The 25,012-nt window shown below is 55.9% G+C and carries 26 protein-coding genes and 1 pseudogene; 11 read left to right on the top strand and 16 right to left on the bottom strand.

The genetic code is table 11. The annotated features are described in order from the left end of the window. Positions 1 to 18 precede the first annotated feature (18 nt). Positions 19 to 1,689, top strand: coding sequence for a 2-oxoglutarate dehydrogenase complex dihydrolipoyllysine-residue succinyltransferase (gene odhB, locus K3G63_RS13795; RefSeq protein ID WP_220614676.1), 1,671 nt, complete (start codon positions 19 to 21; stop codon positions 1,687 to 1,689). A gap of 179 nt (positions 1,690 to 1,868) precedes the next feature. Next, positions 1,869 to 2,228 (top strand): hypothetical protein, encoded by a 360-nt coding sequence (locus tag K3G63_RS13790; RefSeq protein ID WP_220614675.1) that lies wholly within the window; start codon positions 1,869 to 1,871, stop codon positions 2,226 to 2,228. Between the two features lie 126 nt (positions 2,229 to 2,354). Here the strand turns inward: K3G63_RS13790 and K3G63_RS13785 are convergent, their stop codons facing one another. The 4 genes from K3G63_RS13785 to K3G63_RS13770 all read right to left on the bottom strand — a co-directional run bounded on the left by K3G63_RS13785 (position 2,355) and on the right by K3G63_RS13770 (position 7,051). Next, complete coding sequence (locus K3G63_RS13785) at positions 2,355 to 2,723, bottom strand: group III truncated hemoglobin (RefSeq protein WP_220614674.1); 369 nt, start codon at positions 2,721 to 2,723, stop codon at positions 2,355 to 2,357. Positions 2,724 to 2,873: 150 nt separating this feature from the next. Then, positions 2,874 to 3,266, bottom strand: coding sequence for a group III truncated hemoglobin (locus K3G63_RS13780; protein ID WP_220614673.1), 393 nt, complete (start codon positions 3,264 to 3,266; stop codon positions 2,874 to 2,876). 76 nt (positions 3,267 to 3,342) lie between these two features. Next, a complete protein-coding gene (locus K3G63_RS13775) occupies positions 3,343 to 6,015 on the bottom strand; it encodes an MGH1-like glycoside hydrolase domain-containing protein (RefSeq protein WP_220614672.1) in 2,673 nt (890 codons plus the stop codon). Positions 6,016 to 6,118: 103 nt separating this feature from the next. Then, positions 6,119 to 7,051, bottom strand: a complete 933-nt coding sequence (locus tag K3G63_RS13770) for an EamA family transporter (protein WP_220614671.1) — start codon at positions 7,049 to 7,051, stop codon at positions 6,119 to 6,121. A 200-nt stretch (positions 7,052 to 7,251) separates the two neighbouring features. Here K3G63_RS13770 and K3G63_RS13765 point away from each other — a divergent pair, with 200 nt between their 5' ends. Together K3G63_RS13765 and K3G63_RS13760 are read left to right on the top strand one after the other, a co-directional pair. Then, entirely contained in the window at positions 7,252 to 8,913 is a 1,662-nt protein-coding gene (locus K3G63_RS13765) for a M1 family metallopeptidase (protein WP_310794589.1), read from the top strand. Between the two features lie 399 nt (positions 8,914 to 9,312). Further along, positions 9,313 to 10,020, top strand: a complete 708-nt coding sequence (locus tag K3G63_RS13760) for a Crp/Fnr family transcriptional regulator (RefSeq protein ID WP_220614670.1) — start codon at positions 9,313 to 9,315, stop codon at positions 10,018 to 10,020. A 380-nt stretch (positions 10,021 to 10,400) separates the two neighbouring features. Here K3G63_RS13760 and K3G63_RS13755 read toward each other — a convergent pair whose 3' ends face one another. Further along, complete coding sequence (locus K3G63_RS13755; RefSeq protein WP_220614669.1) at positions 10,401 to 10,646, bottom strand: hypothetical protein; 246 nt, start codon at positions 10,644 to 10,646, stop codon at positions 10,401 to 10,403. 79 nt (positions 10,647 to 10,725) lie between these two features. Between K3G63_RS13755 and K3G63_RS13750 the strand changes: the two genes are divergently transcribed. The 4 genes from K3G63_RS13750 (at position 10,726) to K3G63_RS13735 (ending at position 12,951) form a co-directional block, all read left to right on the top strand. Next, positions 10,726 to 11,103 carry a hypothetical protein gene (locus K3G63_RS13750; protein ID WP_220614668.1) on the top strand — a complete coding sequence of 126 codons (378 nt, stop codon included), beginning with the start codon at positions 10,726 to 10,728 and terminating at the stop codon, positions 11,101 to 11,103. 151 nt (positions 11,104 to 11,254) lie between these two features. Then, positions 11,255 to 11,704, top strand: a complete 450-nt coding sequence (locus tag K3G63_RS13745) for a hypothetical protein (RefSeq protein WP_220614667.1) — start codon at positions 11,255 to 11,257, stop codon at positions 11,702 to 11,704. Positions 11,705 to 11,770: 66 nt separating this feature from the next. After that, a complete protein-coding gene (locus tag K3G63_RS13740; protein ID WP_220614666.1) occupies positions 11,771 to 12,469 on the top strand; it encodes a carboxypeptidase-like regulatory domain-containing protein in 699 nt (232 codons plus the stop codon). A 44-nt stretch (positions 12,470 to 12,513) separates the two neighbouring features. After that, positions 12,514 to 12,951: a hypothetical protein gene (locus K3G63_RS13735; protein WP_310794588.1), complete on the top strand. Its 438-nt coding sequence runs from the start codon at positions 12,514 to 12,516 to the stop codon at positions 12,949 to 12,951. Positions 12,952 to 13,105: 154 nt separating this feature from the next. Here the strand turns inward: K3G63_RS13735 and K3G63_RS13730 are convergent, their stop codons facing one another. Then, positions 13,106 to 13,852, bottom strand: coding sequence for a glucose 1-dehydrogenase (locus K3G63_RS13730; protein WP_220614665.1), 747 nt, complete (start codon positions 13,850 to 13,852; stop codon positions 13,106 to 13,108). Positions 13,853 to 14,129: 277 nt separating this feature from the next. Between K3G63_RS13730 and K3G63_RS13725 the strand changes: the two genes are divergently transcribed. After that, positions 14,130 to 14,504, top strand: coding sequence for a helix-turn-helix domain-containing protein (locus K3G63_RS13725; protein ID WP_220614664.1), 375 nt, complete (start codon positions 14,130 to 14,132; stop codon positions 14,502 to 14,504). Between the two features lie 406 nt (positions 14,505 to 14,910). Then, positions 14,911 to 16,317, top strand: coding sequence for a dihydrolipoyl dehydrogenase (lpdA, locus tag K3G63_RS13720; RefSeq protein WP_220614663.1), 1,407 nt, complete (start codon positions 14,911 to 14,913; stop codon positions 16,315 to 16,317). A gap of 70 nt (positions 16,318 to 16,387) precedes the next feature. On the opposite strand, the gene K3G63_RS13715 is transcribed toward lpdA, so the two are convergent. The 3 genes from K3G63_RS13715 to tssD are packed head-to-tail and all read right to left on the bottom strand — an operon-like array spanning position 16,388 to position 18,095. Next, complete coding sequence (locus K3G63_RS13715) at positions 16,388 to 17,140, bottom strand: PoNe immunity protein domain-containing protein (protein ID WP_220614662.1); 753 nt, start codon at positions 17,138 to 17,140, stop codon at positions 16,388 to 16,390. Positions 17,141 to 17,149: 9 nt separating this feature from the next. Further along, positions 17,150 to 17,908: a hypothetical protein gene (locus K3G63_RS13710; RefSeq protein ID WP_220614661.1), complete on the bottom strand. Its 759-nt coding sequence runs from the start codon at positions 17,906 to 17,908 to the stop codon at positions 17,150 to 17,152. After that, a complete protein-coding gene (gene tssD / locus K3G63_RS23175; protein WP_220614660.1) occupies positions 17,802 to 18,095 on the bottom strand; it encodes a type VI secretion system tube protein TssD in 294 nt (97 codons plus the stop codon). Before tssD ends, K3G63_RS13710 begins: the two co-directional genes overlap by 107 nt. Before the next feature lie 104 nt (positions 18,096 to 18,199). Between tssD and K3G63_RS13700 the strand changes: the two are divergent. Further along, positions 18,200 to 18,331 (top strand): annotated as a pseudogene (locus K3G63_RS13700) (hypothetical protein); the annotation flags it as partial. A gap of 66 nt (positions 18,332 to 18,397) precedes the next feature. On the opposite strand, the gene K3G63_RS13695 reads toward K3G63_RS13700, so the two are convergent. From K3G63_RS13695 to K3G63_RS13665, 7 genes are all read right to left on the bottom strand, one after another. Then, positions 18,398 to 19,234: a DUF4435 domain-containing protein gene (locus tag K3G63_RS13695; protein WP_220614659.1), complete on the bottom strand. Its 837-nt coding sequence runs from the start codon at positions 19,232 to 19,234 to the stop codon at positions 18,398 to 18,400. Next, the gene (locus tag K3G63_RS23170; protein ID WP_409070870.1) at positions 19,221 to 19,541 is read right to left on the bottom strand and encodes an AAA family ATPase; all 321 of its coding nucleotides are present in this window, start codon (positions 19,539 to 19,541) and stop codon (positions 19,221 to 19,223) included. The genes K3G63_RS13695 and K3G63_RS23170 overlap by 14 nt, the downstream gene beginning before the upstream one ends. Positions 19,542 to 19,564: 23 nt before the next feature. Further along, positions 19,565 to 20,506, bottom strand: coding sequence for an AAA family ATPase (locus K3G63_RS13685; protein WP_220614658.1), 942 nt, complete (start codon positions 20,504 to 20,506; stop codon positions 19,565 to 19,567). A 102-nt stretch (positions 20,507 to 20,608) separates the two neighbouring features. Continuing rightward, positions 20,609 to 22,282: a vWA domain-containing protein gene (locus K3G63_RS13680; RefSeq protein WP_220614657.1), complete on the bottom strand. Its 1,674-nt coding sequence runs from the start codon at positions 22,280 to 22,282 to the stop codon at positions 20,609 to 20,611. A 367-nt stretch (positions 22,283 to 22,649) separates the two neighbouring features. Next, a complete protein-coding gene (locus K3G63_RS13675) occupies positions 22,650 to 23,423 on the bottom strand; it encodes a suppressor of fused domain protein (protein ID WP_220614656.1) in 774 nt (257 codons plus the stop codon). Positions 23,424 to 23,716: 293 nt separating this feature from the next. Further along, a complete protein-coding gene (locus K3G63_RS13670) occupies positions 23,717 to 24,136 on the bottom strand; it encodes a hypothetical protein (protein WP_220614655.1) in 420 nt (139 codons plus the stop codon). Between the two features lie 170 nt (positions 24,137 to 24,306). After that, positions 24,307 to 24,855: a helix-turn-helix transcriptional regulator gene (locus tag K3G63_RS13665; protein ID WP_220614654.1), complete on the bottom strand. Its 549-nt coding sequence runs from the start codon at positions 24,853 to 24,855 to the stop codon at positions 24,307 to 24,309. Between the last annotated feature and the right edge of the window lie 157 nt (positions 24,856 to 25,012).

Here is a 25,012-nt window from a genome sequence, read left to right as displayed (position 1 = left end):
TCCTCAAAATCCCCACCTATGGGTCTGGAAATTAAAATCCCCGCCGTCGGCGAATCCATCACCGAGGTTACCATTGCCAAATGGCTGAAAGCCGACGGCGACACCGTAAAGCGCGACGAAGTAATTGCCGAGCTGGAATCGGACAAAGCCACGTTTGAGCTGCCCGCCGAAACGGATGGCGTACTGAAAATCCGGGTGGCCGAAGGCGAAACCATCGGCATCGGAACGGCTATTGCGGAAATCGATGGGGCTGGAGCCCCAGCGGCTTCGGCCCCCACAACCAGCGCTCCGGCTGCTACCCCTGCCGCTGACCCCGTAACCCAAGGCGAGCAAAACCCCCAGGCCAGCAACCAGAGCGGCTACGGCGGCTCGCAGGCCGGCTCGGCTGATACGGCTACGGCCGCTGCTCCGGCCGCTGGTGGCGCAACTTCGGGTGGTGCTACGGTGGAGATGAAGATTCCGGCCGTGGGCGAGTCTATCACGGAAGTGACGGTTGCCAAATGGCTGAAGGAAGACGGCGCCCAAGTACAGCGCGACGAAATTATTGCTGAGCTGGAATCGGATAAGGCTACCTTCGAGCTGCCTGCCGAGGGTAGCGGTACCCTGCGTCACGCCGCCAAGGAAGGCGAAACGATTGGTATTGGGGCTACCATTGCCCGCATTGAAGGAGGTAGCGGGGCTGCTCCGGCTGCTTCGGCCCCGGCCGCTGCACCTGCTGCCACTAGCCAGGCTGCTTCGTCGGCTCCGGCTACATCTAGCACTACCAGCTATGCTACCGGCACGCCTTCGCCGGCGGCTGGCAAAATCCTGGGTGAGAAAGGCATTAACCCCGTCGACGTACAAGGCTCTGGTCGGGATGGCCGCATCACGAAGGAAGACGCCCAGAATGCCCAGGCCAAGCCAGCTGCCCCAGCTCCGGCTGCTACCCCTGCCGCGCCGGCCAAAGCTCCTGTAGCCCCTGCCCAGGCGGCTCCGGCAGCCAGTGGCAACCGCGTGCAGCGCCGCGAGCGGATGAGCAACCTGCGCAAGACGGTGGCTCGCCGCTTGGTATCCGTGAAGAACGAAACGGCTATGCTCACCACCTTCAACGAGGTGAACATGCAGCCCATCATGGACCTGCGCAACAAGTTCAAGGACAAGTTCAAGGAAAAGCACTCGGTAGGCCTCGGCTTTATGTCGTTCTTCACCAAGGCCGTGTGCGTGGCCCTGAAAGAATGGCCCGCCGTGAATGCCCAGATTGATGGCACTGACATCGTCTACAACGACTTCTGCGACATCAGCATTGCCGTATCGGCTCCAAAAGGGCTGGTAGTGCCAGTAATCCGCAACGCCGAGGAGCTGTCGTTTGATGGTATTGAGAAGGAAATCGTGCGCCTGGCTACCCTGGCTCGCGACAACAAGCTCACCATCGAGCAGATGACCGGCGGCACGTTCACCATCACCAACGGCGGCGTGTTCGGCTCCATGATGAGCACCCCGATTATCAATGCGCCGCAGTCGGCCATCCTGGGTATGCACAACATTGTGCAGCGCCCCGTAGCCGAAAATGGCCAAGTGGTAATCCGCCCGATGATGTACCTGGCCCTGAGCTACGACCACCGCATTATCGACGGCCGCGAGTCGGTATCGTTCCTGGTGCGCGTGAAAGAGTTGCTCGAAGACCCAACCCGCCTGCTGTTAGGCGTGTAAGGTGACATCCAGCTAGGAAAAAGCCGTGTTTCCACTCAGGAACACGGCTTTTTCTTGTCAAATAGTAGACGGAACTGCGAACCGTGATACAAATAGAATCGAATAACACAATTACCAAAATGGGGTGCTACCTGCTTATGAGCGGTAGTGGGTTTCTCTGCTTTCTGATTATATGCAGTATGCTGCCCAACCAGAACCATAATGAGCAGTGGACCGGCATTTTGCTTGTGCTGTTACTAGGGGTGGGCCTACCCCGTTGGTATCTGACAACCCTAAGGCGTCACCGGATTACGCTTTCCAAGCAAGAGTTTATCTTGGAAGAAATTCCAGGCGTGGTAATAAACCGGCAACCCCTGAATACCCTGGTAGGGTGGTGGGTTGCTTCGAGTCGCGGAGGTGCTTCAAGTAAGTATCTGCACTTCGACTTCAAGGGTAGCGGCAGAATTTATATTCTGGATAAGGAGTATGCCAGCTTTGAGCAACTGGTGACATACCTGCAGCTACACTACGCTCACAAAAACTTTACGGGCCAGCGTTAGCCTTTTGCTATAACGCAAAAAAGCCCTCTGGAATAAACCAGGGGGCTTTTCAGCGGGTGGGTGGTGGGGGTGGATGGGAGTGAGGAAAGGAGCGGGGGTGGGTGAAAAAGAGCGGGTGGACAGGCGCTAAGCAGCGCGCGAGTTAGAGGCTAGGGTAGCGACTTTGCTTTTGGCTTCTTCCGCTTTCGAACCGGCGAATTTTTCGTCGACGGTACGCTTGAGTAAAGAAACCCAACGCTGAAACAGGGGCCCTTGGGCCGGCAGCGCCGAGTGGAGCGGTACCATTTCGCCTTCCTGATAACGGGTGGTGCCCAGCAGTGCCGTGCTCCAGTAGTCGTACAGGGAAGTGAGGTGGCGGGGCCAATGTACTCGCGCTACGGCATTGCACAGCGGAGCCAGAAGCTCATCTTCATTGGCCTTGCTGAATGCGGTATCCACCAAAGTCTTGATGTCGCCTTCGGTGCGCAGATCGGGAAGTGTAGGAGTTGTAGCCATACGTACGGGGTAGGACTGGTGGATACGTAGCGAATTTACGCAGGTTGCTGGATATTCGCCAATTCGCGAAAAATATTTTCCCGATTCCTCGAAATTATATCCTTTCGCGCTGATTAGCAGACCGTAAAGGTACTTTATCTATAAAAAGTTTCATAGCAGGTTAAGCGGGTTCCGCGCCTGCTCGATACGATACTGAAAAATGGTGGCAAGGTTGCCTGCTTTATATATTGCTTCATCGGCCTTCGGACCACTGAAATGCGCTTCTACCGTTTCTACAAACAACGAGAGCCAGCGCTGGAAATGCCGGCTGTCGACGGGGAGGGCCAGGTGTTTGGGGAAGGGCCGGCCCCGGTAGCGGCTGGTACTCAGTAGCAAGCTGCTCCAGAAGTCGTACATGGTGGCCAAATGCCGGGGCCAATTGCCGTGTACCACCGCCTCGAAAATTGGCCCAATCAGGTCATCGGTTTGCACGCGGCTATAAAAGGCATCTACCAACCGGCGAATGTCTTCTTCGGATTGAATATCGGATAGGGTTTCGGACATGGCTTTACACGTTGCATATCTTCGGCCAGGTTCGGGTTCGGCCAGAGCGAAGAGGTAGGAGAGTAGTAAACGGATGCTACTCTAGGTGCGTTAGGCGCAGGTGGTGAAGTAAGGCGTGGTTGACTTCGCCGTGCATATTCTGGTTGGCTTCCTCCAGGCTCAGAGTTAGCAGGAGGTGGCCGCTGGGCAGGCGCGCTACAACTGGGTTAGAGTACCCCCAATCTGCCCAGGCTTGTTCGCCGCGCTGGGGTAGTACCACGGTGCCCAGTTGCTGCTGGCCCAGCCGGAGCGTCCGGAAAGCGCATTTGTTGCTGGTGCTGATGGGGCCGTTGCCATTGGCATAATAGAAGTCAAGGGCATATACTCCATCGTGGGGCACAGTTACCGGGATAGTTAAGGTGCGGTTAATTGTCGTGCTGATTTCTACCGAGGCTTTGCCATCCGAGCCGGGGTAGCAGGATGCTAAATCAGGCAGGGTTGCTGCCAACTCTATACTCATTTGGAATGGGGCAGGCTCTACGGCGAGCGGCTCACTAGCAAACGACTCAAAACCGGCGGAGTCCACAGCTATTATCTGAAATTCGGTATAGGCCGTGGGGGTAAGGATTGGAAAGCTGGTGTCGGTAGTGCGAGCTGTAACCTGGCCGTTGCGCAGGATGTGGTAGGTAGCGGCCCAAGGTACGGCCGGCCAGCTGAGGTAGCCCGCTGTATACTGTGGAGCCGGGGTAGGTGGCGAAACGTGGTGGGCCACCTGGTTAACGTGATATGCTGGCTCAGGCGAATGATTAACCAACGTAATATATAGCTGATGCTGGCCAGCGAGAGTGGCGGGTATATACGCTTCCGGCAGGGGCTGCCCATCGAGCGTAATGCTGTCAATCTGGTTGCCGAAGCCGGTTAGCTCAATGTCAAGAACAGCACCGCGGTAAGAGAAATTGGTAAGGCGGTGCGTACCCCGCAGGGCCTGCGGAACAAAGGGCGCGAACACCAAGCGCGTCGGTTCAAAGCGCATCCCAAACAAGCCTTTATACACTAGCCCCACAGTGCCCGACAAGCTCCAGAGCATGTTGCTGCTGTTGATCTGGGTGCCACTGAAGTCGCCGTTGGAGGCCACGAAGTTTTCCTTATTGGTTAGAAACAATGCTGCCGGACGAGCCACCGCCGCTATGCTGGCCAGAAAGGCTGTTTCGTTGCCTACTTGTGCGGCCGCTAGCCCCCAAAAGCTCTGGACAAAGGGCCACACTGCATTATTGTGGTAGGGCGGAATCCCCGAAATCTGTGGGTAAATGCATGGCACGCCATACTCCATGAGGGGCGAACGGGCGATGATGCTAGTTGCCCGACTGGAAGGCGCTACCCCAAACAGCACGCTTAAGGCATCCCCCAAGGCTTCGCTCCGCGGCGAAAGTACCGGGTAGATCCGGCCGTAGCGAAACTGCCCGTACGCACCCTGCTCTGGTAGCCACAGGTGCTCATTTATAGCCGTGCGGATAGCCTGAGCCTGCTGCCGATACTGCTCAGCGGTAGCAGTGTCGCCCAATAGCGCAGCCATTTCGGCTACGATGGCATTGGCCTGATAATGTACTGCATTCGTGCCCAGAGCCTGGCTCTGGTAAATATCGGCGGGCTGCATCCAGGCGGGGTAGGTTTGCTCCCGCCAGTCCAGAAACGACGACTCGCCGCGCACCAGCCCAGTGGCCGGGTCATAGGCGTTCTGCACGTCATCTTCTATCGACTTCTTACCAATAGGATACACCTGGCGCAGCCACGCCTCGTCGCCGGTAGCTTGGTACACTTCCCAGGCGGCCACGGCCCAGATCATCCGGTCGGTGGAGCAGGGGTAGGCCCCGCCCGTACCGGTATCCTGCACGATGCGGCCCTCCGGCGTGACTTTGCGCAGCAAGCTGGTTTTGGCTACCTCGGGCTGCAAGGCGGCTTGGGCCAGAAGGATGCTGTAGCTAATGTCGCGGGTCCAGACGCCAGCCCACTCCTGCCCGGTCCGGAAGGTGCCGTCGGGCTCCACGGCCCGCTTAGCTTCTTCCAAAGACAGGTTATATAAGGCATCGAGCAGGGGGTAGTCGGAAGAATACTGGGGGAAGTGGCTCACATCGAGGCTGTGCTTCCAGGTGCGGGTAGCCGCGGGGGTAGCGGTAGGTGCATGAAGTGTGAGCGTTGTTTCGTAGATGCCGTTGCCATCGGGGTCCTTCAGTTCCAGCTCGGGTGTCTGGCTAAGGCTAGCGAAGTCCCAGCTCAACGGTGCCGTGCTGCCGGCCACGAATACACGCTGAAAATCGTGCTGATAAAGTTTCTGTCCGGTGTAGAGCTGGTAGTAGCCCTGCTCCCGAAATGAGGCCAGCAGGGGCCGCAGGTCCAGCCTGATTTTCAGGCGGGTGTTGGGCTCCAGATAGGTATCGGCCGGAATAGGCGTTTCGTCCAAGAATTGCTGCCCGAAGACGATAACCGGCGTTTCGAGGGTTTGACCCCCGGGCAGGGGTAGGGCCACAAGCACATGGTCCTGACCAATAGGCATTTCATTGTCCTGCCCGTTAATACTGAACTTGAAGCTAATGCGCGGGCTCAGAAAAGCGTTGGGCGGACTACAGTAGGTAGAGGTTAGCTCCGTGCTCGACACGGCCTGGGCTATGCAGGAGCCCTGCACCACCGAGTCGGGGTAGACCGTGTAAGCGTCGGCGTGCCAAATAGGGTTTGAGCCGATAAAAGGGGTAGCAGCAGGGGAAGTATTTTGCATCTGGCAGGAACCGAATAGGCCTAGGATAAGCAAGAAACCAGCAAACAGGTGAGCCCTCCGCATACGCGAAGGCAAAGAAGAGAGGCCGGCGTAGCCCCAGCAGCTAGCTACCAGACTTTACTGGCTTTCGGCCGCCCAGCACTACCAGCGCCACCGCCAGCACAATAAGGCCGGCTCCGCCCAGCATCCCCACATTCAGGGCCTCGCCGGCAAATGCCCACCCCAGCAGCACAGCTACCACCGGGTTCACGAAGGCATAGGTGCCGGCCAGCGCCGGCTCCACAGCCCGCAGCAGCCAGATGTATGCGGTAAAGGCCACAATCGACCCGAACGTAACCAGATACACATAAGCCGTCCAGGATTTAGCCGTCACCTGAGCCAGCTCGAACCCGTGGGCCTCGCCGCGCAGCAGCCCCACTACCAGCATCACCAGTCCGCCGCACAGCATCTGCATGCCGCCCGAAAGGAAAGGCGAAGGGCTGGGTTGGTGGCGCTTGGAGTACAACGAGCCAATAGCCCACACCAGCGCGGCCGTAAGCACCAGCCCCATGCCCAAGGTTTCGTGCCCCGGCAGGGCCACATGGCTGGCCCCCGGCGTACGAGCCAGCAGGTACACCCCACCTAGTCCGCAAAACAAACCCAGGGCCACGGCCGGGGTAGGGCGCTGGGCTACCCCGCTCCACCAGCCCAGCACCGCCAGAAACATAGGCACCGTAGCGGCCAGCAGCGCCGCCAGTCCCGATGGAATGTACTGCTCGCCCAGCGTCACGCCGCCATTGCCAAAAGCCAGCAGGCAAATCCCGATAATCAGGGCCACACCCCACCCGCGCCAAGTAGGGGCCGGCTCGCCGCGCAGCCGCATAAACCCGTACAGCACCGCCCCCGCCAGCGCATAGCGGCTGCCAGCCATCAGCAGCGGCGGCATCGACTCAATGGCAAACCGGATGCCCAGGTAGGTAGAGCCCCAGATGATATAGACGGCAGCAAAAGCCAGCAGCAGGGAAGCGCGCGAATGGGTAGCGGTGTTCGTGGACATAGATACGGAAGTAGAACCGGCCGCAAACCTACGGTAGTTTCGCAGGAAGAAAGGGGGTAGCAATATCTCGGCCCGGCAACCTGTAGCTTGGCTGCTCTTTTAGGCTGAGTACTCAGCGGGCCCGCACGCCAGCTGCAGGTGCACTATGCAGCGCTTCCCCCGGAATGCCGTTCTTTACTGCCTACCCACGCTATTTGTCTGTGCGCTTTTTCTCTGCTCTTCTCGCTGCCAGCATGCTCGGGCTGGCCCACGTATCCTCGGCTCAGCTGATGCAGCCCAAATCGTCTTTCACCCGGGCTGATTCGTTGCGGGGGCACCTCTCACCCCTGCGCACCTGCTACGACATCAACTACTACCACCTCGATGTGCAGCTGGACGTAGCCAAGAAAGCCATTCGGGGCTCCAACCTGTTCCGCTTCACGGCCACCCAAGACTTCACCAAGCTGCAGTTCGATCTGTTTGCTAATCTGAAGGTGGAGAAGGTAGAATACCAGGGCAAGCCGGTGCCATTTACCCGTGAAGCCAATGCCGTGTTCGTCACCTTTCCGGAAGCTATTCGAAAGGGGAGCCGGGCCGAGTTTACGGTGTACTACGCCGGCCAGCCCACCGAAGCCAAGCACGCGCCCTGGGACGGAGGCTTCGTGTTCACGCAGGATAGCAAGGGCAAACCCTGGGTTGCTACGGCCTGCCAGGGGGTAGGAGCCAGCATTTGGTGGCCCACCAAAGACCACCAGGCCGACGAGGTAGACAGCATGCTCATCAGCGTGACGGTGCCCAAGGGCCTCAAGGATGTATCGAACGGCCGCCTGCGCAAAACCACTCCCCTGAAAAGCGGCGCCACCCGGTTCGATTGGTTTGTGAACAACCCCATCAACAACTACGATGTGGCCCTCAATGTGGCCGACTACACTCATTTCAGTGATGAATACGCCGGCGAAAAGGGCAAGCTACCCCTCGACTACTGGGTGCTGCCCGAAAACCTGGCGAAGGCCAAAACCCAGTTCGCGGCCAACGTGAAGCCCATGCTCAAGTCCATGGAAAACTGGTTCGGGCCCTATCCTTTCTATGAAGACGGGTTCAAGCTGGTAGAAACGCCGCACTTGGGTATGGAGCACCAGAGCGCCGTGGCTTATGGCAACAAGTACCAGAACGGCTACTTGGGCGCCGACCGCTCCGAAACCGGCTGGGGCCTGAAGTGGGACTTTATTATCATCCACGAAAGCGGGCACGAGTGGTTTGGCAACAACATCACCAGCAAGGACATTGCCGATATGTGGATCCATGAGAGCTTCACTACTTACTCCGAAGCCCTGTTCGTGGAAAGCCAGTTCGGGAAGGATGCGGCCCGGCAGTACATCCACGGTCAGCGCCGCAATATCCAGAACGATGGCCCCATCATCGGCCCCTACGAGGTAAACAAGGAAGGCTCCTCCGATATGTACGACAAGGGCAGCAACCTGCTGAACCTTATCCGGACGGCCTACGTGCCCGACGATGCCCGGTGGCGCGAACTGCTGCGCGGCCTTTCCCGCACCTTCTACCACCAAACCGTTACGACCGGGCAGGTAGTAAACTACTTTAATCAGCAGATTGGCCAGAATCTCACGCCGGTATTCGACCAGTACCTGCGCCATGCCAGCTTGCCCACGCTGGAGGTGCGCTTTACCTCCCGGGGTGCCCAGGCCCGCTGGATTGCCGCTGTGCCCGAGTTCAATTTGCCCGTGCGGGTCCGGATCAAGGGTGGCGAGTATCAGCTGGTGCCCACTACCACCTCCTTCCAGCCCCTGAACTTGTCAGGCCTTACCAAAGACAACCTGGAGGTGGATACCCAGAATTACTACATTGGGGTGCTAGTTGAATGAGCAGGCCTACCCCCGCGCCCCCGCTACGACAGCGCGGGTGCAGCGTACAGGAGCAATTGCCGGATGTGCAGCCAATAATTTATCTTATTCCGGGATTGTAATTCCAATTATGGGAGCGTTGCTTTTCAATTTGAGACGCGAATTTTTTGGCTGACTCTCCTCTGTTAAAAAATAATTAATCGATAAATTGCCTGTACTGGCACGAAAAGGCTTTCGTTGTGGTTAGGCGCCTATCAGCAGTGAGGCTAGAATTTTGCTTGTGGACAAGACTTTACTCCGTGAAATTTTGAACTTTGCAGAGGCTGCGCAAGCGCAGTCCTGCCCCCTGGCTATCGGCTCAGTGCGTAGTGAATGGAAAGTCATAGTTGTGCAATAATTCTACTCGCTTAAGCTTAGGTTATGGTTGTACCGTCAATTCCGGCGAACTGCCAAGGCTGTCCGCATCTGGGGCAGTCGTTGCTGGGTTCCTGCCAGCACAGTGAGTTGGCGCTCATTTCGGGAGGAAAAGTCCATCAGTCCTACCACAAGGGCCAAGTTATCTTTCAGCAGGGTGGTCGGCCGGGCGGGCTCTATTGTATTTACCAGGGGAAGGTAAAAGTCTCCAAGATCAGCCCCGATGGCAAGGAGCAGATTGTGCGCTTGGCCAAAGAAGGCGACGTGCTGGGCTACCGCTCCCTGATGATGGGTGGCACGTATTCTACTGCGGCTACGGCCCTCACCGACTGCGTAGTGTGCTTGGTGCCGCGCACCGATTTCTTTAGCATCATTAACCAGAATCCGCAGTTTTCCCAGTCCTTACTGCGCCTGCTAGCCCAAGCCTTAGGCGAAACTGAGGAGCGTTTGCTGCATACGGCTTACAAGCCCGTGCGTGAGCGGTTGGCCGAAGCCCTGTTGCTGCTCTACAACCTGTTCAGGCCCGATACCGATACGCACTTCAGCATCCCCATTTCCCGCGACGACCTGGCCGCCCTAACGGGCACGGCCAAGGAAACTGCCAGCCGTCTGCTGTCCGAATTGCGGGAGGAAGGCATTGTAGCCACCCAAGGGAGTCGTATTACGGTGCTGAACCTGGCCAAACTTACCCACTTGGCGTCCTTGTACAGCTAGATTCCCAGAGCGGGGTTGCGCTTTGGGTTTCGGTAGGCAGGGCCAGAAACGGCTACTGCCGCCTGAAAACACGCGTGTGCCGGTGGCTCTGCTCTTGGTTGGGTGGCTCCCCCTGCACAAAGCCAGCACCGACTGTCAACGCCCTGCAAAGCCTTTAGTCGGGAAGTATAGGGCGTTGACAGTCGGTGCTAGCTCCCCTACGGCAAATCCGCACCACTTCCTTAGGTAGACGTGGGGTACAGGGGAGCCAGCAGGAGTGGATGGACACTATTTTTATTGAAAGATAAGCCGTGTTGAAACCAGAAAATATCCTGTTTCGTATCTGTGCTTGAAAGAAATACTGTGCTGGGAGGCTGGGCGCCGCGCAAATGTTTTGTAAATTAGCGGAAATATAATTTTGCTAATCCCATTGTGGGAGACCAAATTAAAACTGCGGGAAATAAGTGATGATAATCATTTTTAAGATTGATCATTATCATTTTTTCAAGGGAAGTGCTGGGGGATATTTGTGGAGTAGATCGGTCATGATCTGGGGCTAGACACAACAGCCTCACTGATTTACCCACAAGTTTTTTTACAACTTCTTTTACGTCGCCGGAAGCAGGCCAACGCGTGGGCTTGGGCATGGTGGCAGAAGAGGAACAGGCGGCTTGTGCAGATTGATTTTTCACTTCCTCATCTCCATATTTTCTTCAACCCAGTAGCATGGCTTACTCAGTTAATAACCCCGCCGGTAAAGTAGTAGAAGGCATCCTGAACGACCTGCCCAGCCTAGTGGCCGTAGCCGTAGTAGATACTAACTCCGGCATGAGCCTGGCTTCGCACTCCAACTCGCCCTCTATTAACCCCGACACGGCGGCTGCCTATAACACGGAAGTAGTAAAGCAGAAGCAGAAGGCTATGTCGGCCCTGAAGCTGGCCGGCGAAACTATTGAGGACATTCTCATTACCCTCACCAATCAGATTCATTTGCTGAAGCTGACGGAAAACAACAAGTTTATTTACTTGGTGGTAAACTCCCGCGACACTAATCTGGCCATTGCCCGCGAAGTACTGCGCACTCACGCCAGCAGCCTCAACTAAGCTTCACTGAATGCTTCTATCTCTACAGTAATTTAGAAAACGGCAGGCCCTAGCCTGCCGTTTTCCACTGAGCACAGCGCTTCCGGAGGGCTGCGCCACCCAGGCCGCCCCCGGAGTTGTGCTGCGAGGTGACGCTTTTTCGAAGGCTTGCATGCAACTACCTTTTTTGAACCGGCTACAGGACCTGACCGGGCCTGTGGTCAACAAAATTGTATCATCGGCGACGGGTGCCGAGCGGGCCGCTGCTGAGCGAATCTTGCAGAACGTGCTGGCCGGCCTGCCCGAACTGCTGGCCATGGCCGTGGTGCACCTCGACTCGGGGCAGGCGCTGGCCTCCTATACCACCGCCCGCGAATTCAACGTGGGCAAAGTAGTCGGCCACAACGCCGAAGTTATCCGGCAGCAGCGCTTGGCGCTGGCTGCCCTACGCCTACCAGCCGAGGAGCAGCTGGAAGAGGTGCTTATTACGCTCCACACGCAATTACACTTATTGCGGCTGCTCCCCGACGGCCGCCGGTTTCTATACGTGGTCGTCGACTGCCGTGATACTAACCTGGGCATTGCCCGGGCCGTGATGCGCAGCTGCGAGGACGGCGAGTAAGCCGGGGCGTAGGCCATAGCAGCGGCTGTTTTTTCTATTACTCACCCTTCACCCCCACTGCATGTCATGAAACTTACCGCTTCTCCTTTTGATCCGCAGACCGGTGAGCTGTTGCCGGTGTATCAGGACGCCTACCTGCGTGGCGACTTGAGCAAAGCCTCGGCCCGAGCCGTAGAAGAGTACCTGCGCCGCGACGCCGACGAGGCCCACGGCACGCTCACGCGTTGGCAAGAGCTGCAAGCCGCCGAAGAGGCCGGTGCGGCGCCTACCTGGGTGCAGAAGCAGATTCAGTACATCCGGGCTGAGCCCGTGCGCTTCCGCCGCCGGGCTACTACCCTGGCCGCCTCGGCCGTGCTGGTAGGCACCATGGTGTTTGCTGGTACCAGCCTGCCCACGGAGCGCACGCCCACGAACAGCCTGCCTACCGACGTGGCTACCACGGAAGCCCTGGATGCCGGCGCGGCTACTTCGGCAGAAATGCTGTCCTCAGCCGCCTCCATGCGCATGATTACCGTACGCGGGCAGATCAAGGGTGAAAACGGCCAACCCCTGGTAGGGGCTACCGTAATGCAGCCCGGCAGCCTGCGCGGCGTATCAACCAACGCCCAGGGCGAGTACGTGCTGACCGTACCAGCCGGCACTACCTCCCTTAAATACGGTTACGGCGGCTACCACGACGAGGAAGTGGCTGTGAAAGGCTCCCGTACGGCCGATGTGACCCTGCTGCCCCGCGAGCAGAAAAAGAAGCGGTGGCTGTTTTTCTAGGCCTCGCCACCGGCTAAGCCGGAGTATTCTAGTATGTTCAAGGCGTGAAACCTAAATCATATCGTAAAAAGGCTTCAGGCCGAACGCTAAAGGCACCCGCTCCTCCCGACCCCCGCGCTACCCAAGTAGTGCAGCAGGTACTAGCCGAGCTGCCCGATTTGCTGGCCGTGGCCGTGGTAGATGTAAGCTCAGGCGCTAGCCTGGCGGCGCACACCACCACGCCCGAGTTTGATCCCGCTACCGCTGCCGCCTACAATGCCGAAGTGGTAAAGCACAAGCTCAAGGCCCTTACAGCCCTGCAATTGGCCAGCGAAACCATTGAGGATATCCTCATTACGCTTACCAGCCAGCTGCATCTGCTGCGACTCACAGGCAACGGTGGGCGTTTTATCTACCTGGTAGTTGATTCCAGCACCACTAACCTGGGCATTGCCCGAGCTGTGCTGCGCGCTCAGGTAGAGCGGTTGGAGCCCGCCACCTAGCTCTGGCCGCAAGGGCGGCCCATACTACAAAAGCTCCTCTTCTATATCCAGAAGAGGAGCTTTGTTGCGTAAGCAGGAACCCGCCTGATTTGCGGCCTTTCGTACAAGGGTTCTGGGGCCGGTGTAAGGCCATTGGCTGTAGCCGGCTCAGGCCTTAAATTTGAGCCGCGCCCCCATCCACGAACAACTCAATGCCCGTGATGAAGCTGCTCTCGTCGGAGGCGAGGAAGGAAGCGGCTTTGGCTATTTCGTCGGGGTCGCCGAGGCGGCCCAGGGGCACACTGCTCACCAGGTTGGCTTTGAGCTGCTCGGTCTCCTCCGGGCTGACGAGGCCATCTAGGGCGGGCGTAGCAATTGGGCCGGGGCTGAGGGCATTCACCCGGATCTTGCGCTGCTTCAGGTCCGTGGTCCAGGTGCGGGCAAAGGAGCGGACGGCTGCCTTCGTGGCACTGTACACGCTGAAGGCCTCACTGCCTTTAATGGAGGTGATGGAGGCGTTCAGAATAATAGAGCTGCCATCCTTGAGCAGGGGTAACGCTTTCTGCACCGTAAACACCAGCCCTTTTACGTTGCTGTTGAAGGTCTTGTCGTAATGCTCTTCCGTGATGGCGCCTAGGGGTACAAACTCGCCGCCCCCGGCATTGGCAAACACAATATCCAAGGTGCCTTTCTCGGCCTGTACGGTGGCAAACAGCCGGTCGAGGTCGGTGAGGTTGGCTACGTCGCCTTGCACGGCGGTTACGTTGCGGCCGATTTGCTGCACGGCGGCGTCCAGCTCCTGCTGGCGGCGGCCGGTAATGAACACGTAGGCACCTTCTTCTACAAACCGTTTGGCCGTAGCCAGGCCGATTCCGCTGTTTCCGCCCGTGATAACAGCGACTTTTCCTTCTAATTTTTTCATGTGGGTATCCTCAATAAAGAGGAGCTGATCTATGGGTGTATAAGCCCGCGCACTTGTTTTGCGGCGGTTACTAAACCAGAGTGGTTTGGCCACTCCATCCGCAGTCAGCCGCTGATCAGGTCGGCTTTCTGCGGCAAACAAAGCAGAGGTTGCTAGCAGCTTGAGGGCATTTGTTACGCAAAGGAACTGCTAATAGTGTGTATTAGTTACTAATAGGTAGTAAGTTTGTGAAGAAACTAGTTACAAGCACGTTACTAGTAACCTCAAGGTAACTATCATGAAAAACGACCAGATGCTAAGCTCTTCCTGCTCCATGACGCGCACCATGGGCATCCTCGGCGGGAAATGGAAACCCCTCATTATTTGGGGCATAGGCCAGCGCCGCATCCGGTTCGGGCAACTGGCGGCGCATATACCGTTGATATCACGCAAAGTTCTGGCCGAGCAGCTGAAGGAGCTGGAAGAATCCGGCCTGATCCGGCGCGAAGCCTTCAATGAGGTGCCTCCCCGCGTGGACTATTCCCTCACTGAAAACGGATTGCGGCTGCTACCCATCCTCAAAAGCCTCAGCGAATGGACCAGCAGCTGTGAGGCTGCCGCTCTACCTGTTACTCCTGCGCACTGCACAGCATCGGTTAAGCAACAGCCCTAGCACTACAACTTCTAGTAGCCACAAGCGCGGAGTTAAAGGCTGTTTCCCTTCTTGTGTAACGAGGGGGTAGGGGAGGTTGATAATCAGTAAACAGTCTATTTCCACACGTCATGTCGAGCTTGTCGAGACATCTCGCGTGCTGATGTTGCATTGCTACCTCAACGATTCCAGCGAGATGTCTCGACAAGCTCGACATGACAGTCTGGGGTAGTCGTACGGTTCCGGTCGTTTTACTGTCACCGTTTCAGGCTAGTCAACCACCCTCTACCGCTCGTTACACAAGAAGGGAGACAGCCTTGGCTCTGGTAGAACATATGCTTGGTCAGCATTTCACAATTTCCCTACCTCACAACTTCGGCTTGCCTACCTTTGCCCTGTTGATTTCCACCGAATTCACTCGTTGAATATGAACCAATACGACGTTACCGTCATCGGCTCCGGGCCGGGCGGTTATGTGGCGGCCATCCGCTGCTCCCAGCTAGGCCTCAAAACTGCCCTGATTGAGAAGTACGACACCCTGGGCGGCACCTGCCTCAACGTAGGCTGCATCCCCAGCAAAGCCCTCCTCGACTCGACGGAGCACTTCCACAATGCCGGCCACACCTTCAAGGAGCACGGCATTGAGCTGAGCGACCTGCAGATCAACATGAACCAGCTCATCGACCGGAAGAACGGGGTAGTGAAGGCCAACACCGACGGCATCCAGTTCCTGATGAAGAAGAACAAAATCGACGTGCTGAAGGGCGTGGGTTCGTTCGTGGATAAGAATCACATCAAGATTACCCCCACCGCGGGCGGCGAGGAGCAGCAGATCGAGACGAAAAACGTCATCATTGCTACCGGCTCTAAGCCCACCGTACTACCCTTCATTCAGCAGGATAAGCAGCGCATCATCACCAGCACCGAGGCCCTGAACATCCGGGAGGTGCCCAAGCACATGATTGTGATTGGCGGCGGCGTAATCGGGCTGGAAATGGCGTCGGTGTACGCCCGCCTCGGCGCGAAAGTATCGGTGGTGGAGTTCATGGACTCCCTCATCCCGACCATGGACCGCGCCCTGGGCAAAGAGCTGAAGCGCATTCTGGGCAAAATCGGCATCGAGTTTTTCCTGAGCCACAAAGTAACCGGCGCTACCCGCGAGGGCGACGCCGTGACCGTAACCGCTACCAACCCGAAAGGCGAGGAAGTGAAATTTGAAGGCGACTACTGCCTGGTAGCCGTGGGCCGCGTGCCCTACACGGCGGGCCTGAACCTGGAAGCGGCTGGCATTGAAATGGAAGAGCGCGGCCGCATTAAGGTTGATGAGCACCTGCAAACCAACGTGCCCGGCATCTACGCCATCGGCGACGTGATTCGGGGCGCTATGCTGGCCCACAAGGCCGAGGAAGAAGGCGTGTTCGTGGCCGAAACCATTGCCGGCCAGAAGCCGCACGTAAACTATCTGCTCATCCCCGGGGTAGTGTACACCTGGCCGGAAGTGGCCGGCGTAGGCTACACCGAAGAGCAGCTGAAGGAGCAGGGCAAGGCCTACAAAATCGGCAACTTCCCCTTCCGGGCCTCGGGCCGCGCCCGCGCCTCCATGGACCTCGACGGCTTCGTGAAAGTACTGGCCGACAAGGAAACCGACGAAATCCTGGGGGTGCACATGATCGGTCCCCGCATCGCCGACCTCATTGCCGAAGCCGTAACGGCCATGGAGTTCCGCGCCTCCGCCGAGGACGTCGCCCGCATGAGCCACGCCCACCCCACCTACGCCGAAGCCATGAAGGAAGCCTGCCTAGCCGCCACCGAGAACCGCGCAATTCACATGTAGTTCTACTTCCGCATGTGCGGGAAAATACACGCGCCCCCTCTGCGAACAGAGGGGGCGCGTGTGCTTTACGTTAGGCTAGGGTTGGCTTACGGCCGAAGGCGTAGTCGGCCAGGTCTTTGGGGTAGTAGCGCATGGTTTGCAGCACTGAGTCATCTAGGCCCAAGCTATAGGCCGCGGCCGCGGCTTCCCAGCACCAGTAGCCCGTGAAGCCGGCAGCATCCAGGCGGTGGGCGTGGATGTTGTACCAGGTTGTGTTGAGGCTCTCGTACCAGCCAGCCAGGAAGCTGCGCAAAAGCTGCGGCTGCAGGTCCGGCGGGGCTTGGATAGCATCGCGCAGGCGGGCGTAGGTTTTGGGAAAGAGTAGCTTGGTGGTGGTCGGCTGGCGCTCAGGCAGGCGGCGGCTAATGAGCCATTCCAGCACGTAGTCTTGCCCGGTAGCTCCGATGGCGTCTGCCAAGCGACGGAACACATCCAGGTCAACATGCAGCAGCAAGGCCAATGATAGGAGCTCCACGGCCTGCATGTACTCATCTTGCTCCCCGTTGAAGAAGAACTCATCCGCCTGCGTCTGCTGCTTGTATTGCTCTAAGGCCTCAATAGCGGCCAACAACTCTTGTTTCACTTCTTCGACGGGGTAACCGCGAGAGTACTTCAATTCCGCCAATTCCACGCGGCGGTTGAAAATACCTAAATACACTAGGTCGTGGCGGACTTCGTCGGCTGGCAGTTGTGCATCCTCTTCAGAGACAGCAATAAACCGGGTACGGCGTTGAATAGATTTATCGAAGTGATCCTCCGTTAGCAGTAGCTCGCGTTTGTTCATAAGATCAGGTTACAACAAAATGGTTTCGGTGAGCTGCCCAGTGGCATCTACGTGGTGTAGACGCTTTTCTACACGCCTCAACCGTATAGCACGTTCTATTTCAAAAGCTTCATCTTCTCCAACCGCTTTTGTTAGACGCTTGCTCCCTACTATCCACGTATCGCTCATCTGGCGGCCATCCTGGGTCTTGCCCAGGCGGCTCTTGCCAAACTTGGCTTCCGTGATGATATAGTCGGGTGGCGGGTTACCGTGCTTCCACACCCCGTCGATGCCGTTGCCGCGGGCCGTGCCGCCGGGAGGAGGGGGCGTTACCAGGCCACCATCGTTGAGTTTGGTGTGGCCCTGCGCCCGCATGTAGGTATCGGAAATGTGCTCCCCATACACGCCCTTTTCCGAATTGTCAGTCAGCCTGGGTACGTTGCTTAGCGTTGGAGCCTGCACTTTGGCCGGTTGGCCGGTAGGTTTAGCCACGGCGCGGTCGGCCGCCAGGTTGGTTTCGTTGCCAAGGATGCGGGCGCGGCGGCGCACTTCTTCCGGTGCATCCCAGGGCAGCACGCTGTGCGATTCGATGGTCATGCCATCCAGGGTCAGGGCAGCGGCCGTCAGGCGAAGCGTAATGGTTTCACTGGGCCAGCCGGCTGGGTCTTCGGGCGCAAAGTAGCTACGCAGTCCTACCCAGTGTGCCGCCTGAATGTGCAGGCGATGCAGCCGGGACCCATCGGGGCGATACTGCTCCAGGTGGCTGCTGGCTCGCTGATAGGGGGTCAAGCACGTAGCTGCTCAGTCGGGCGTCCTCGTCGGAGGCGTCGAGGGTAAGCGTAACCACCTGCGGCCGAACCGTGGTGCTGGGTCGCCCCACGTAGTCAATGCCTTGGTGGAAGCCGTAGTGTCCTTGTAGCACTTTATACGTGCGCCCATTAAAGATCCAGGAAACCAGCTCAGGCGTAGCTGCCATAGAAGTTGACTAAGAATCAGGATAACATGTAAAAGCCTCTCAATATAGAGGATGCCACTTAAAACCGACAAAATTCTGGGGTGCGCATGGGCCTGAGTATCGGGGCCGTAACGGCCATGGAGTTCCGCGCTTCTGCCGAGGACGTGGCCCGCATGAGCCACGCCCACCCCACCTACGCCGAAGCCATGAAGGAAGCCTGCTTAGCTGCTACGGAGAGCCGGGCAATTCATATGTAATTTCCCGCGCTTGCGGTTTAAACGCAAAAGAGGCTGCAGCTCCTAGGAGCTGCAGCCTCTTTCGATTTATGCTGCAAGAAGAGTAGTAATCTGTGCATTTAGATAATTCCTGTCTTCATCATCTAATAAACTGATATTGAGTATACTAATTAACATTGTGTAAAATGAATCATGGTCCATGCTGAAGTCAGACCCTCTTTCTCGTTTTACAATGTGTTTAATGAAATTTAATGAAGCGGCAGTTAGAAAATGCCCTCTTACTAGCCAGATAATATTTTTTTTCACTTGAGATAGTAATGATGCTGCAGTTTCTAAATGTATATCTGAAAAGTTAAGTATTAAGTTTTCATAGTGTTTTTTTGTCTTTTTAGAACAAAGTAGATAGGCCTTATTAGTTGGTAAGAATTTTACACAACTTTTCCCTGTTATTTCGTATTTTTTACTATTAATAGTATTTGCTATTTCTAGCAAAAGCAAATCTTGTGCTAAACCTTCGAAATCTCTATGCCAGTTCGCAACTTCTTGTTCAAAGGAAGAAGTGCTTCGTAAATAGTTAGCTATGAGTTTGCTTATTATTCTACTGCATTGCAAAGAATTTTCAATTGAATGTCCATACGTGTATATAATCCTTGGATGGTTATGTATAGTTCCATCAAAATCCTCGTAATCTCTGTCTCTTGCTACTACAATATTGGCAGATGCTTCTATTATACTAAAGCTGTATTTTTTAATTTCTTCTACTCCGCCGGCTGGTTTTATAATGTAATTGGTTAATCCAAGTTGTTGTAAAACATTGTCCCAAAATAATATATCATCTGGTCCTTCAACATAAATAACATATTTTTTTCTATGAAATAATGGCAGAGCAGATAATGCTTTTTCAGAGTAACTAAGACTTTCCATTGGTAACAACTGATTCCATTTGAAGTACATTATTTATCCATCCAGAGGTGATTTCCGGAGAATGTGTAGCAACTATTATTTGTGATTTGGGATTCAGTTGTTTAATTGAGGAAATTACTTGTGCTTGCCATTCAATATGTAGTGACAATTCAGGTTCATCTGCTAGGAAAATAAAAGGCTGATTTCTTTGCAGTAGCGTTTCAGTTAGTAAAATTATAAGTTGTTTTTCACCTGAAGAAAGTTGCGGAATAGGAATGATACTTCCGTCTTTCTCGACAGTTAATTCACCACTTTGGTTAGTGTAAATTTTCTTGTCTTGTAAAAAATTACTTAAAATTTTAATAAATTTTCGTATTGGTGAAAATATTTCTTGCTTCTTGCTTTAAGTGATAAATTTATAACATGTTGTGTTCTCTTTAGTAGAGAAAAGGGCATTATATCATTTATTGATATGCCAATTCCATCTTCATTTGATTTTCTTAAAGCTGTTAAGCTCTTTCTCAATGCAGATATGTGAATTTCAATTTTAGCTTTAGAATTGTCATCCAAAGCTCCTAGTTCTTTATAGGCTTTTGTTAAACCTTCTTTTTCTTTAATTAACTCGGTATTTTTTCCTTCTTGGAACGTAAAGTTGTCGAATTTTTCTTCATATAACATTGACAACAAAACATCCTTTTGAAAAGTTGATGAAACTTTGCTTGATTGTTCTGCCAAAGACAGTTGATATACTGTTAATTGCTGAACAAGTTTATCAAGTCGAAGGTCAATAGGTGATATGGATTTTCTCTGTCTTGGATTTATATCTTCTTCATATGAATTTTCCTCCGTAGTTCTATGTACTGATAAACTACTTATGCTCATTAAACTGTTTAATTCCTCTTTGAGATTTTTTAATTCTATGGACTTTTGTAAACCCATATATCTGCTGCTGTGTCTAGGGTAGGGTGAATCTATTGGAATTAGTGGAAGCTCCCATGTATAACTACCTACTTTGTATTTGACAAAATCGTAAGGGGATGATTCGAAAGTCTGTTTGGTTAAGCTTATTTTTCTAGTCCTTTTATTTTCTTTTAAAAGTATTTCTATAGAGTTAAAATCATTAGCTGCTAGTGTACTTATATCTGCTCTAAGGGCAGCTAATAATAAATTCATAAATGTTGTTTTTCCTGTTCCATTATACCCAATAAAAATATTTACATCAGGATGTAATTTTGTAATGGCTGAGTATTTTCTCCAAAATCCATCTATTTCTACGCGTTCTATGTGAAACATTGACTGATTGATTTAAAATGTGTTTTATTGAATATTTTGGAGGGTGAATTTAAAGAAAGAAAACTGATGTTAGCGTATAAATTTACTTCCTGTAAAAGCAATCTATGTCTTCTGAATCAGCTTAAACCCGTCCTTCGTCACTTGGTACTGCTGGCCCTGGATAGTGATGGTTTCGCCTTCCAGCAGCTTGCTTAGATTCTCAATGTCTCCTTCGATGGTGTGCAGGGTGAAGCCGTGCTTGCGAGCCAGGGCGAGGTACTTGGGGTTAATGTAGTCGTGGACGCCGCAGAGGATGATGCGGACCTGGGCCGTGGTGTTTTTGAGGAGCTTGGCGTCGCGGGGGAAGGTGTAGTTGTCGGCAATCAGGATGAGGTCGGGGGAGGCGTCGGGGCCGGCGAGCTGCTGGGCGTAGAGCAGGGCTTCGGCATCATTTTCGGGCGCGTCGCCGCCCCCGCCGGCCTTCATGGTTTCAATCAGTTTGTTTTTGACGGCCTCGTAGCTGTCGGTTTTTACGTGGTGGAAGCCGCCGGTTTCGCCCACGCGCTTGTCTTTGTCGGGCTGGTCGTTGCCATCGTTGAAGAACACAAAGGTTTTCGGGTCTTCGAGGGCGCTGAGCTGCAGCCAGGCCAGCAGGTCGTAGGTGTAGGGGAACATGCTGCCGGTGGCGTCCGTCACCACCACCTCCTTGTTCCACTCGGGGTGGCGCTGCATCACGCGGGTAACCACGTTTGCATCGGGCGGGAGGAGTAGGGTTTCGGTGGCGGTATCTGAGGCGGCCAGCAGCTCGCCTTTCTTCGTGATGCGCGCCTCGCAGTAGTCGTTTTTGTGCTGCTTGTTCTTCTTTTTCAGGAAGACGCGGTAGAGCCGGGCGGCCGAGTCGGGGAGGGCAAAGTTGGTGAAGCCCATGTCGGCTTCCCCTAGCAGCTGGAAGGGCCCAATGGGGAGCCGGATAACTCCCTTTGCAATGAAGGGAAACATCTTCCGGTTGATGGGGAAACCGGAGTTGAAGACCACGCTTTTCCGGATGGCCTCTTCCAGTTCCGTCGTGCACAGGGGCCTGGCAGGGGGTAGCACCTTCACGGTTTGGATAGTGCCGCGAGCATCTACGGTTAGCTCAAACTTCACCAGTTGGGCGTCGCGCTGGGGGCAGTGGTAAAGTCGGCGCAGGCTGCGGGCCATCTGGCGGTTGCTGAAGCGGCTGGAGGGCAGGTTGCAGGCCACCTTTTTGCCGGGAGCTTTTTTGGCGGCTTTGGGGCGCTTCTTTTCCAGGATGCGCAGCTTGCGCGTGAGGCTGTCGAGGTCGGCGCGGGAGGTAGCAGTGGTGGCGTGCCGGGCCACGTATACCACAAACCCGTGGAAAAACGGCTGGCACTCGGCGGGGCTGTTGCAGCCGGTTTGCTCTACCAGCGTCCAGGTCACGGACTCATCCTGGAGCAGGCCCGGCACGCCCGCCGCCAGGTTGCGGATGCGGTTGAGGTTGAGCTGGCGCTGATTAAAAGCTGGGTTCAGGCGGAAAGCGGTGTATACCAAATCAACCCGCACGATGTGGCGGTCCTGCAGGTGCAGGGCCTGTAAATCGGCACCCGAGAAGGTGGAAGGCAACTGCAGCGCTTCCAGGTCGGGTAGGGGCTGGTAGCGGGTGGTGCGGTAGGCGTTCAGCTGGTCGTAGAAGGTGTTCAGCTCCGCCTCAGGGGTAGGAGATTGGGCATGTGCAGCGCTGGTGGTCAGCAACAGAATAATGCCACAGAGAAAAGCCCGAAAGGATACGCAGGACATGCAATAGGATAGCAAACACAAGAGAGTGCAAAATACGGGTTTGCCCGGAAGTGGCCTTGCTTAAGTAGCAGGGGTAGGAAAATAGGTGCTGTACAAACCGTCATGCCGAGCTTGCCGAGGCATTTTGCCCGAATCGTTGAAGTACTTTGGCAACGTCAGCACGCAAGATGTCTCGACTGCGCTCGACATGACAGCCCTTCTATTTATATCAGATTTATATCAGCATAACACACGTAAGGTAGGGCAGGAGCGTATGGCTGCCTGTAGGCGTTCGGCTTACTCCTTGATGCGGAATTCAGCAACGCAAAAGCGGCTGAAGCTACCAGAGCTTCAGCCGCTTTTGCGGGGTAGCACCTTGCTGTTTGGGCTACCACAAGCCCAGGAAGCCTTTTTTGGCGGCTACGTTGGGGCGGTCCAGGTCTACTACGTCGGTGATGCCGTGCTCTTCGAACTTGTCGATGAGGGCCTCCACGCCTTTGCGCATCTTCAGGTCCATTTCTTCCTTGTAAATGGCGTAGAGGGAGTAGAAGTAAATCGTTTTCTCCTCGCTGATTTTCAGCGTCGTAAATTCTTCGGGCAAGCTGAAAGAAGGCAGCAGCAGCATGCAGCCCAGCTTGGTGTTGGAGGCAAAGGGCTCGGCGGCTTCTCCGTTCGGGATGGTGTGGCCGGAGCCCAGCCAGGTGCGGTACTCGTGGGGGAAGCGGGCCAGGTATTTCAGCCACCGGATGGGCCAGTACTTATCTTCAATGTCCTCGTCCTCGTGGTTGGCGTCGGGGCCCAGCGGCGGGAACTCCCAGGTGCTGGGCAGCAAGATGCACAGCTCGGCGTAGCGCCAGTCCTCGGCGCCTTCGGGCACCGTCATGGGTAGGTCGCTCATGCCGGAGGTGACCAGCACCTTGAAGGGAAAATCGGCGCTGGGCTCCACGAAATGCACATCAATGTGCACCTTATCCGAGAGGATTTCGTGGAAGACGCCGCTCACCGGGCCAATGTGGCGCTCAATGTGGTTGGATATGGCCTCAATAGCCTCGTCGTCGCCGGAGGCCAGGCTGAACTCGGCGGGCTCTACGCCCTCGTAGCGGTACACCGGCGCCCCGGAAGGCGACATTTCCTGTTCTGAATCGTGCTCTTGCTCGGTCATGGTATGGGAAGGATGAGGAAGGTAAGCCGTAGTAGGGATACGTCACGAAATGTAAGACTATGCCGTTACGCTGCAAAGCGGTGGTAGCGGCCAGGCTGCCTGCTAGGCGAAGGTGTCCGCACTCTTGCCGAAGTAAGGCCGGGTGGCTGGAAAACACCTGCCATGAGTGGTATTACGGTCAGACTGCTCTTGCTACTGCCACCGGTTTGTCCAGCCCGCGCACAAAAAAGGCGCCCACTGCTAGAAGCGGCGGGCGCCTTTTTTGTGCGCGGGCTGGCCCGGCTTAGGCCCGGCTAGGCCGGCAGGGTAGCGCGGTGCCGGGCAATACCGTCTTTAATAGCCGTAAGCAGGGTAATCTGCTGAGCGGTTTGGGCGGCGTCCACATCGGCCAGAAACTCCGTGAGGCCGCCGGTTTGCCGGGCCCGTTTTTGCAGGCGCGTTTGCTGCACCAGCAGGGCGGCCCGGTTGTCGGCGGCATCGGCGCGGGTGTCCTCGTCGATGCCGGGGGCCGCCAGGATGGCGTCGGCCGAGGCAATCTGGGCCGTTACTTTGGCTAGTTGGGCGGCCGTGCTGGTTTGAGTGCGCGTGGCGCGCTCGTCAGAGAGGTCGAGGTTGGCGTCGCGCACGGCAAAGGTGCGCAGCTCAAAATCGATTTGGGCGGTGGCCGCGTCGCACTGGGCGCGGTCGGTCAGGGTGGAATACGCTACTGACATAGGATAACTGAATAAGAGGGTAAAAAATAACTAACAGGGCTAAGGTACTAGAATTCAGGCAGAGGGTATATGCCCCAGGCACCAGTTTTCGACTGGGCGAAAAAAGTGATGCAGGAGGATGAGGAGTAAACGCAGGGCCGGAAGAAACGTGGCTGCGCTACCCTACCGGCTCAGAGCAGGGAAGCCAGCGTAGTAGCTTCGGCTTCGAGGGCGCGGGCCTGGGCGTGCAGCAGGTGCCAGCGCGTGGCCTCCTCCGCCGACAGGGGCCGGGCCCGGCGCTGCAGCCAGTCGGTAAGCCAGGTGGTGCGGTCGGTAGGCGGGGTGTCGGCGGGGGGGAGCAAGCCGGGCAGGGCCTGGGCCCAGCGGTGGGCGTAGTGGGCCTGGCGGGTAAGTTGCTCGGCCTCCTCGCGCAGCCGGGCGGCCCGCTGCAAGCACACGCGCCGCCGACCATCAAGGGCCGCTGCATCGGGGGGTGGGGTGCCGGCCGGCAGGGCGGTGGGCAGGGGGGCCTCCACCAGGGTAACGGGGGTAGGCAGGTAGCGGGCCAGGGCCAGCGTGCCGGCCGTAACCTGCTGGCTAAGCGTGCGGCGGCTAGACTCAATACCCCGGATCAGGGCCGGGCTTACGCCCAGGTACAGGCCCAGCTCGTCCTGGCTCAGTCCAAACCAGGCCCGGATGCGGGCCAGAACATTTGTGGAAGCAGCAGCACGGCGGGCCATGGGCAGGAGGCAGAAGACAAGTATATTGGCGGGTTCATATCCCTTACTGCATTTCAAAACGAGAGGTTGTGCGGTATTTCCTGATATTCGTATTTTTCAGCACAAAGGCCGGAAAAGGTTTGTGCGGAATTTAGTATATCGTAGAATATTCCGCACA

The organism is Hymenobacter sp. HSC-4F20 (assembly GCF_019599275.1).
In the GTDB taxonomy this organism is placed as follows: Bacteria; Bacteroidota; Bacteroidia; order Cytophagales; family Hymenobacteraceae; genus Hymenobacter.
The sequence above is the reverse complement of the archived record's forward strand: the minus strand, read 5'-3'. Positions and strand labels throughout refer to the sequence as shown.

Coding starts and splice junctions, on each gene's coding strand:
- K3G63_RS13780 (WP_220614673.1), bottom strand. CDS start 3,266: ATGTCCGAAACCCTATCCGATATTCAATCCGAAGAAGACATTCGCCGG.
- K3G63_RS13755 (WP_220614669.1), bottom strand. CDS start 10,646: ATGCCCAAGCCCACGCGTTGGCCTGCTTCCGGCGACGTAAAAGAAGTT.
- K3G63_RS13680 (WP_220614657.1), bottom strand. CDS start 22,282: ATGTCCTGCGTATCCTTTCGGGCTTTTCTCTGTGGCATTATTCTGTTG.
- K3G63_RS13785 (WP_220614674.1), bottom strand. CDS start 2,723: ATGGCTACAACTCCTACACTTCCCGATCTGCGCACCGAAGGCGACATC.
- K3G63_RS13665 (WP_220614654.1), bottom strand. CDS start 24,855: ATGGCCCGCCGTGCTGCTGCTTCCACAAATGTTCTGGCCCGCATCCGG.
- K3G63_RS13770 (WP_220614671.1), bottom strand. CDS start 7,051: ATGTCCACGAACACCGCTACCCATTCGCGCGCTTCCCTGCTGCTGGCT.
- K3G63_RS13750 (WP_220614668.1), top strand. CDS start 10,726: ATGGCTTACTCAGTTAATAACCCCGCCGGTAAAGTAGTAGAAGGCATC.
- K3G63_RS13760 (WP_220614670.1), top strand. CDS start 9,313: ATGGTTGTACCGTCAATTCCGGCGAACTGCCAAGGCTGTCCGCATCTG.
- odhB (WP_220614676.1), top strand. CDS start 19: ATGGGTCTGGAAATTAAAATCCCCGCCGTCGGCGAATCCATCACCGAG.
- K3G63_RS13740 (WP_220614666.1), top strand. CDS start 11,771: ATGAAACTTACCGCTTCTCCTTTTGATCCGCAGACCGGTGAGCTGTTG.
- K3G63_RS13745 (WP_220614667.1), top strand. CDS start 11,255: ATGCAACTACCTTTTTTGAACCGGCTACAGGACCTGACCGGGCCTGTG.
- K3G63_RS13730 (WP_220614665.1), bottom strand. CDS start 13,852: ATGAAAAAATTAGAAGGAAAAGTCGCTGTTATCACGGGCGGAAACAGC.
- K3G63_RS13670 (WP_220614655.1), bottom strand. CDS start 24,136: ATGTCAGTAGCGTATTCCACCCTGACCGACCGCGCCCAGTGCGACGCG.
- K3G63_RS13790 (WP_220614675.1), top strand. CDS start 1,869: ATGCTGCCCAACCAGAACCATAATGAGCAGTGGACCGGCATTTTGCTT.
- K3G63_RS13695 (WP_220614659.1), bottom strand. CDS start 19,234: ATGGAAAGTCTTAGTTACTCTGAAAAAGCATTATCTGCTCTGCCATTA.
- K3G63_RS13675 (WP_220614656.1), bottom strand. CDS start 23,423: ATGACCGAGCAAGAGCACGATTCAGAACAGGAAATGTCGCCTTCCGGG.
- K3G63_RS13775 (WP_220614672.1), bottom strand. CDS start 6,015: ATGCAAAATACTTCCCCTGCTGCTACCCCTTTTATCGGCTCAAACCCT.
- K3G63_RS13715 (WP_220614662.1), bottom strand. CDS start 17,140: ATGAACAAACGCGAGCTACTGCTAACGGAGGATCACTTCGATAAATCT.
- K3G63_RS13725 (WP_220614664.1), top strand. CDS start 14,130: ATGAAAAACGACCAGATGCTAAGCTCTTCCTGCTCCATGACGCGCACC.
- tssD (WP_220614660.1), bottom strand. CDS start 18,095: ATGGCAGCTACGCCTGAGCTGGTTTCCTGGATCTTTAATGGGCGCACG.
- lpdA (WP_220614663.1), top strand. CDS start 14,911: ATGAACCAATACGACGTTACCGTCATCGGCTCCGGGCCGGGCGGTTAT.
- K3G63_RS13685 (WP_220614658.1), bottom strand. CDS start 20,506: ATGTTTCACATAGAACGCGTAGAAATAGATGGATTTTGGAGAAAATAC.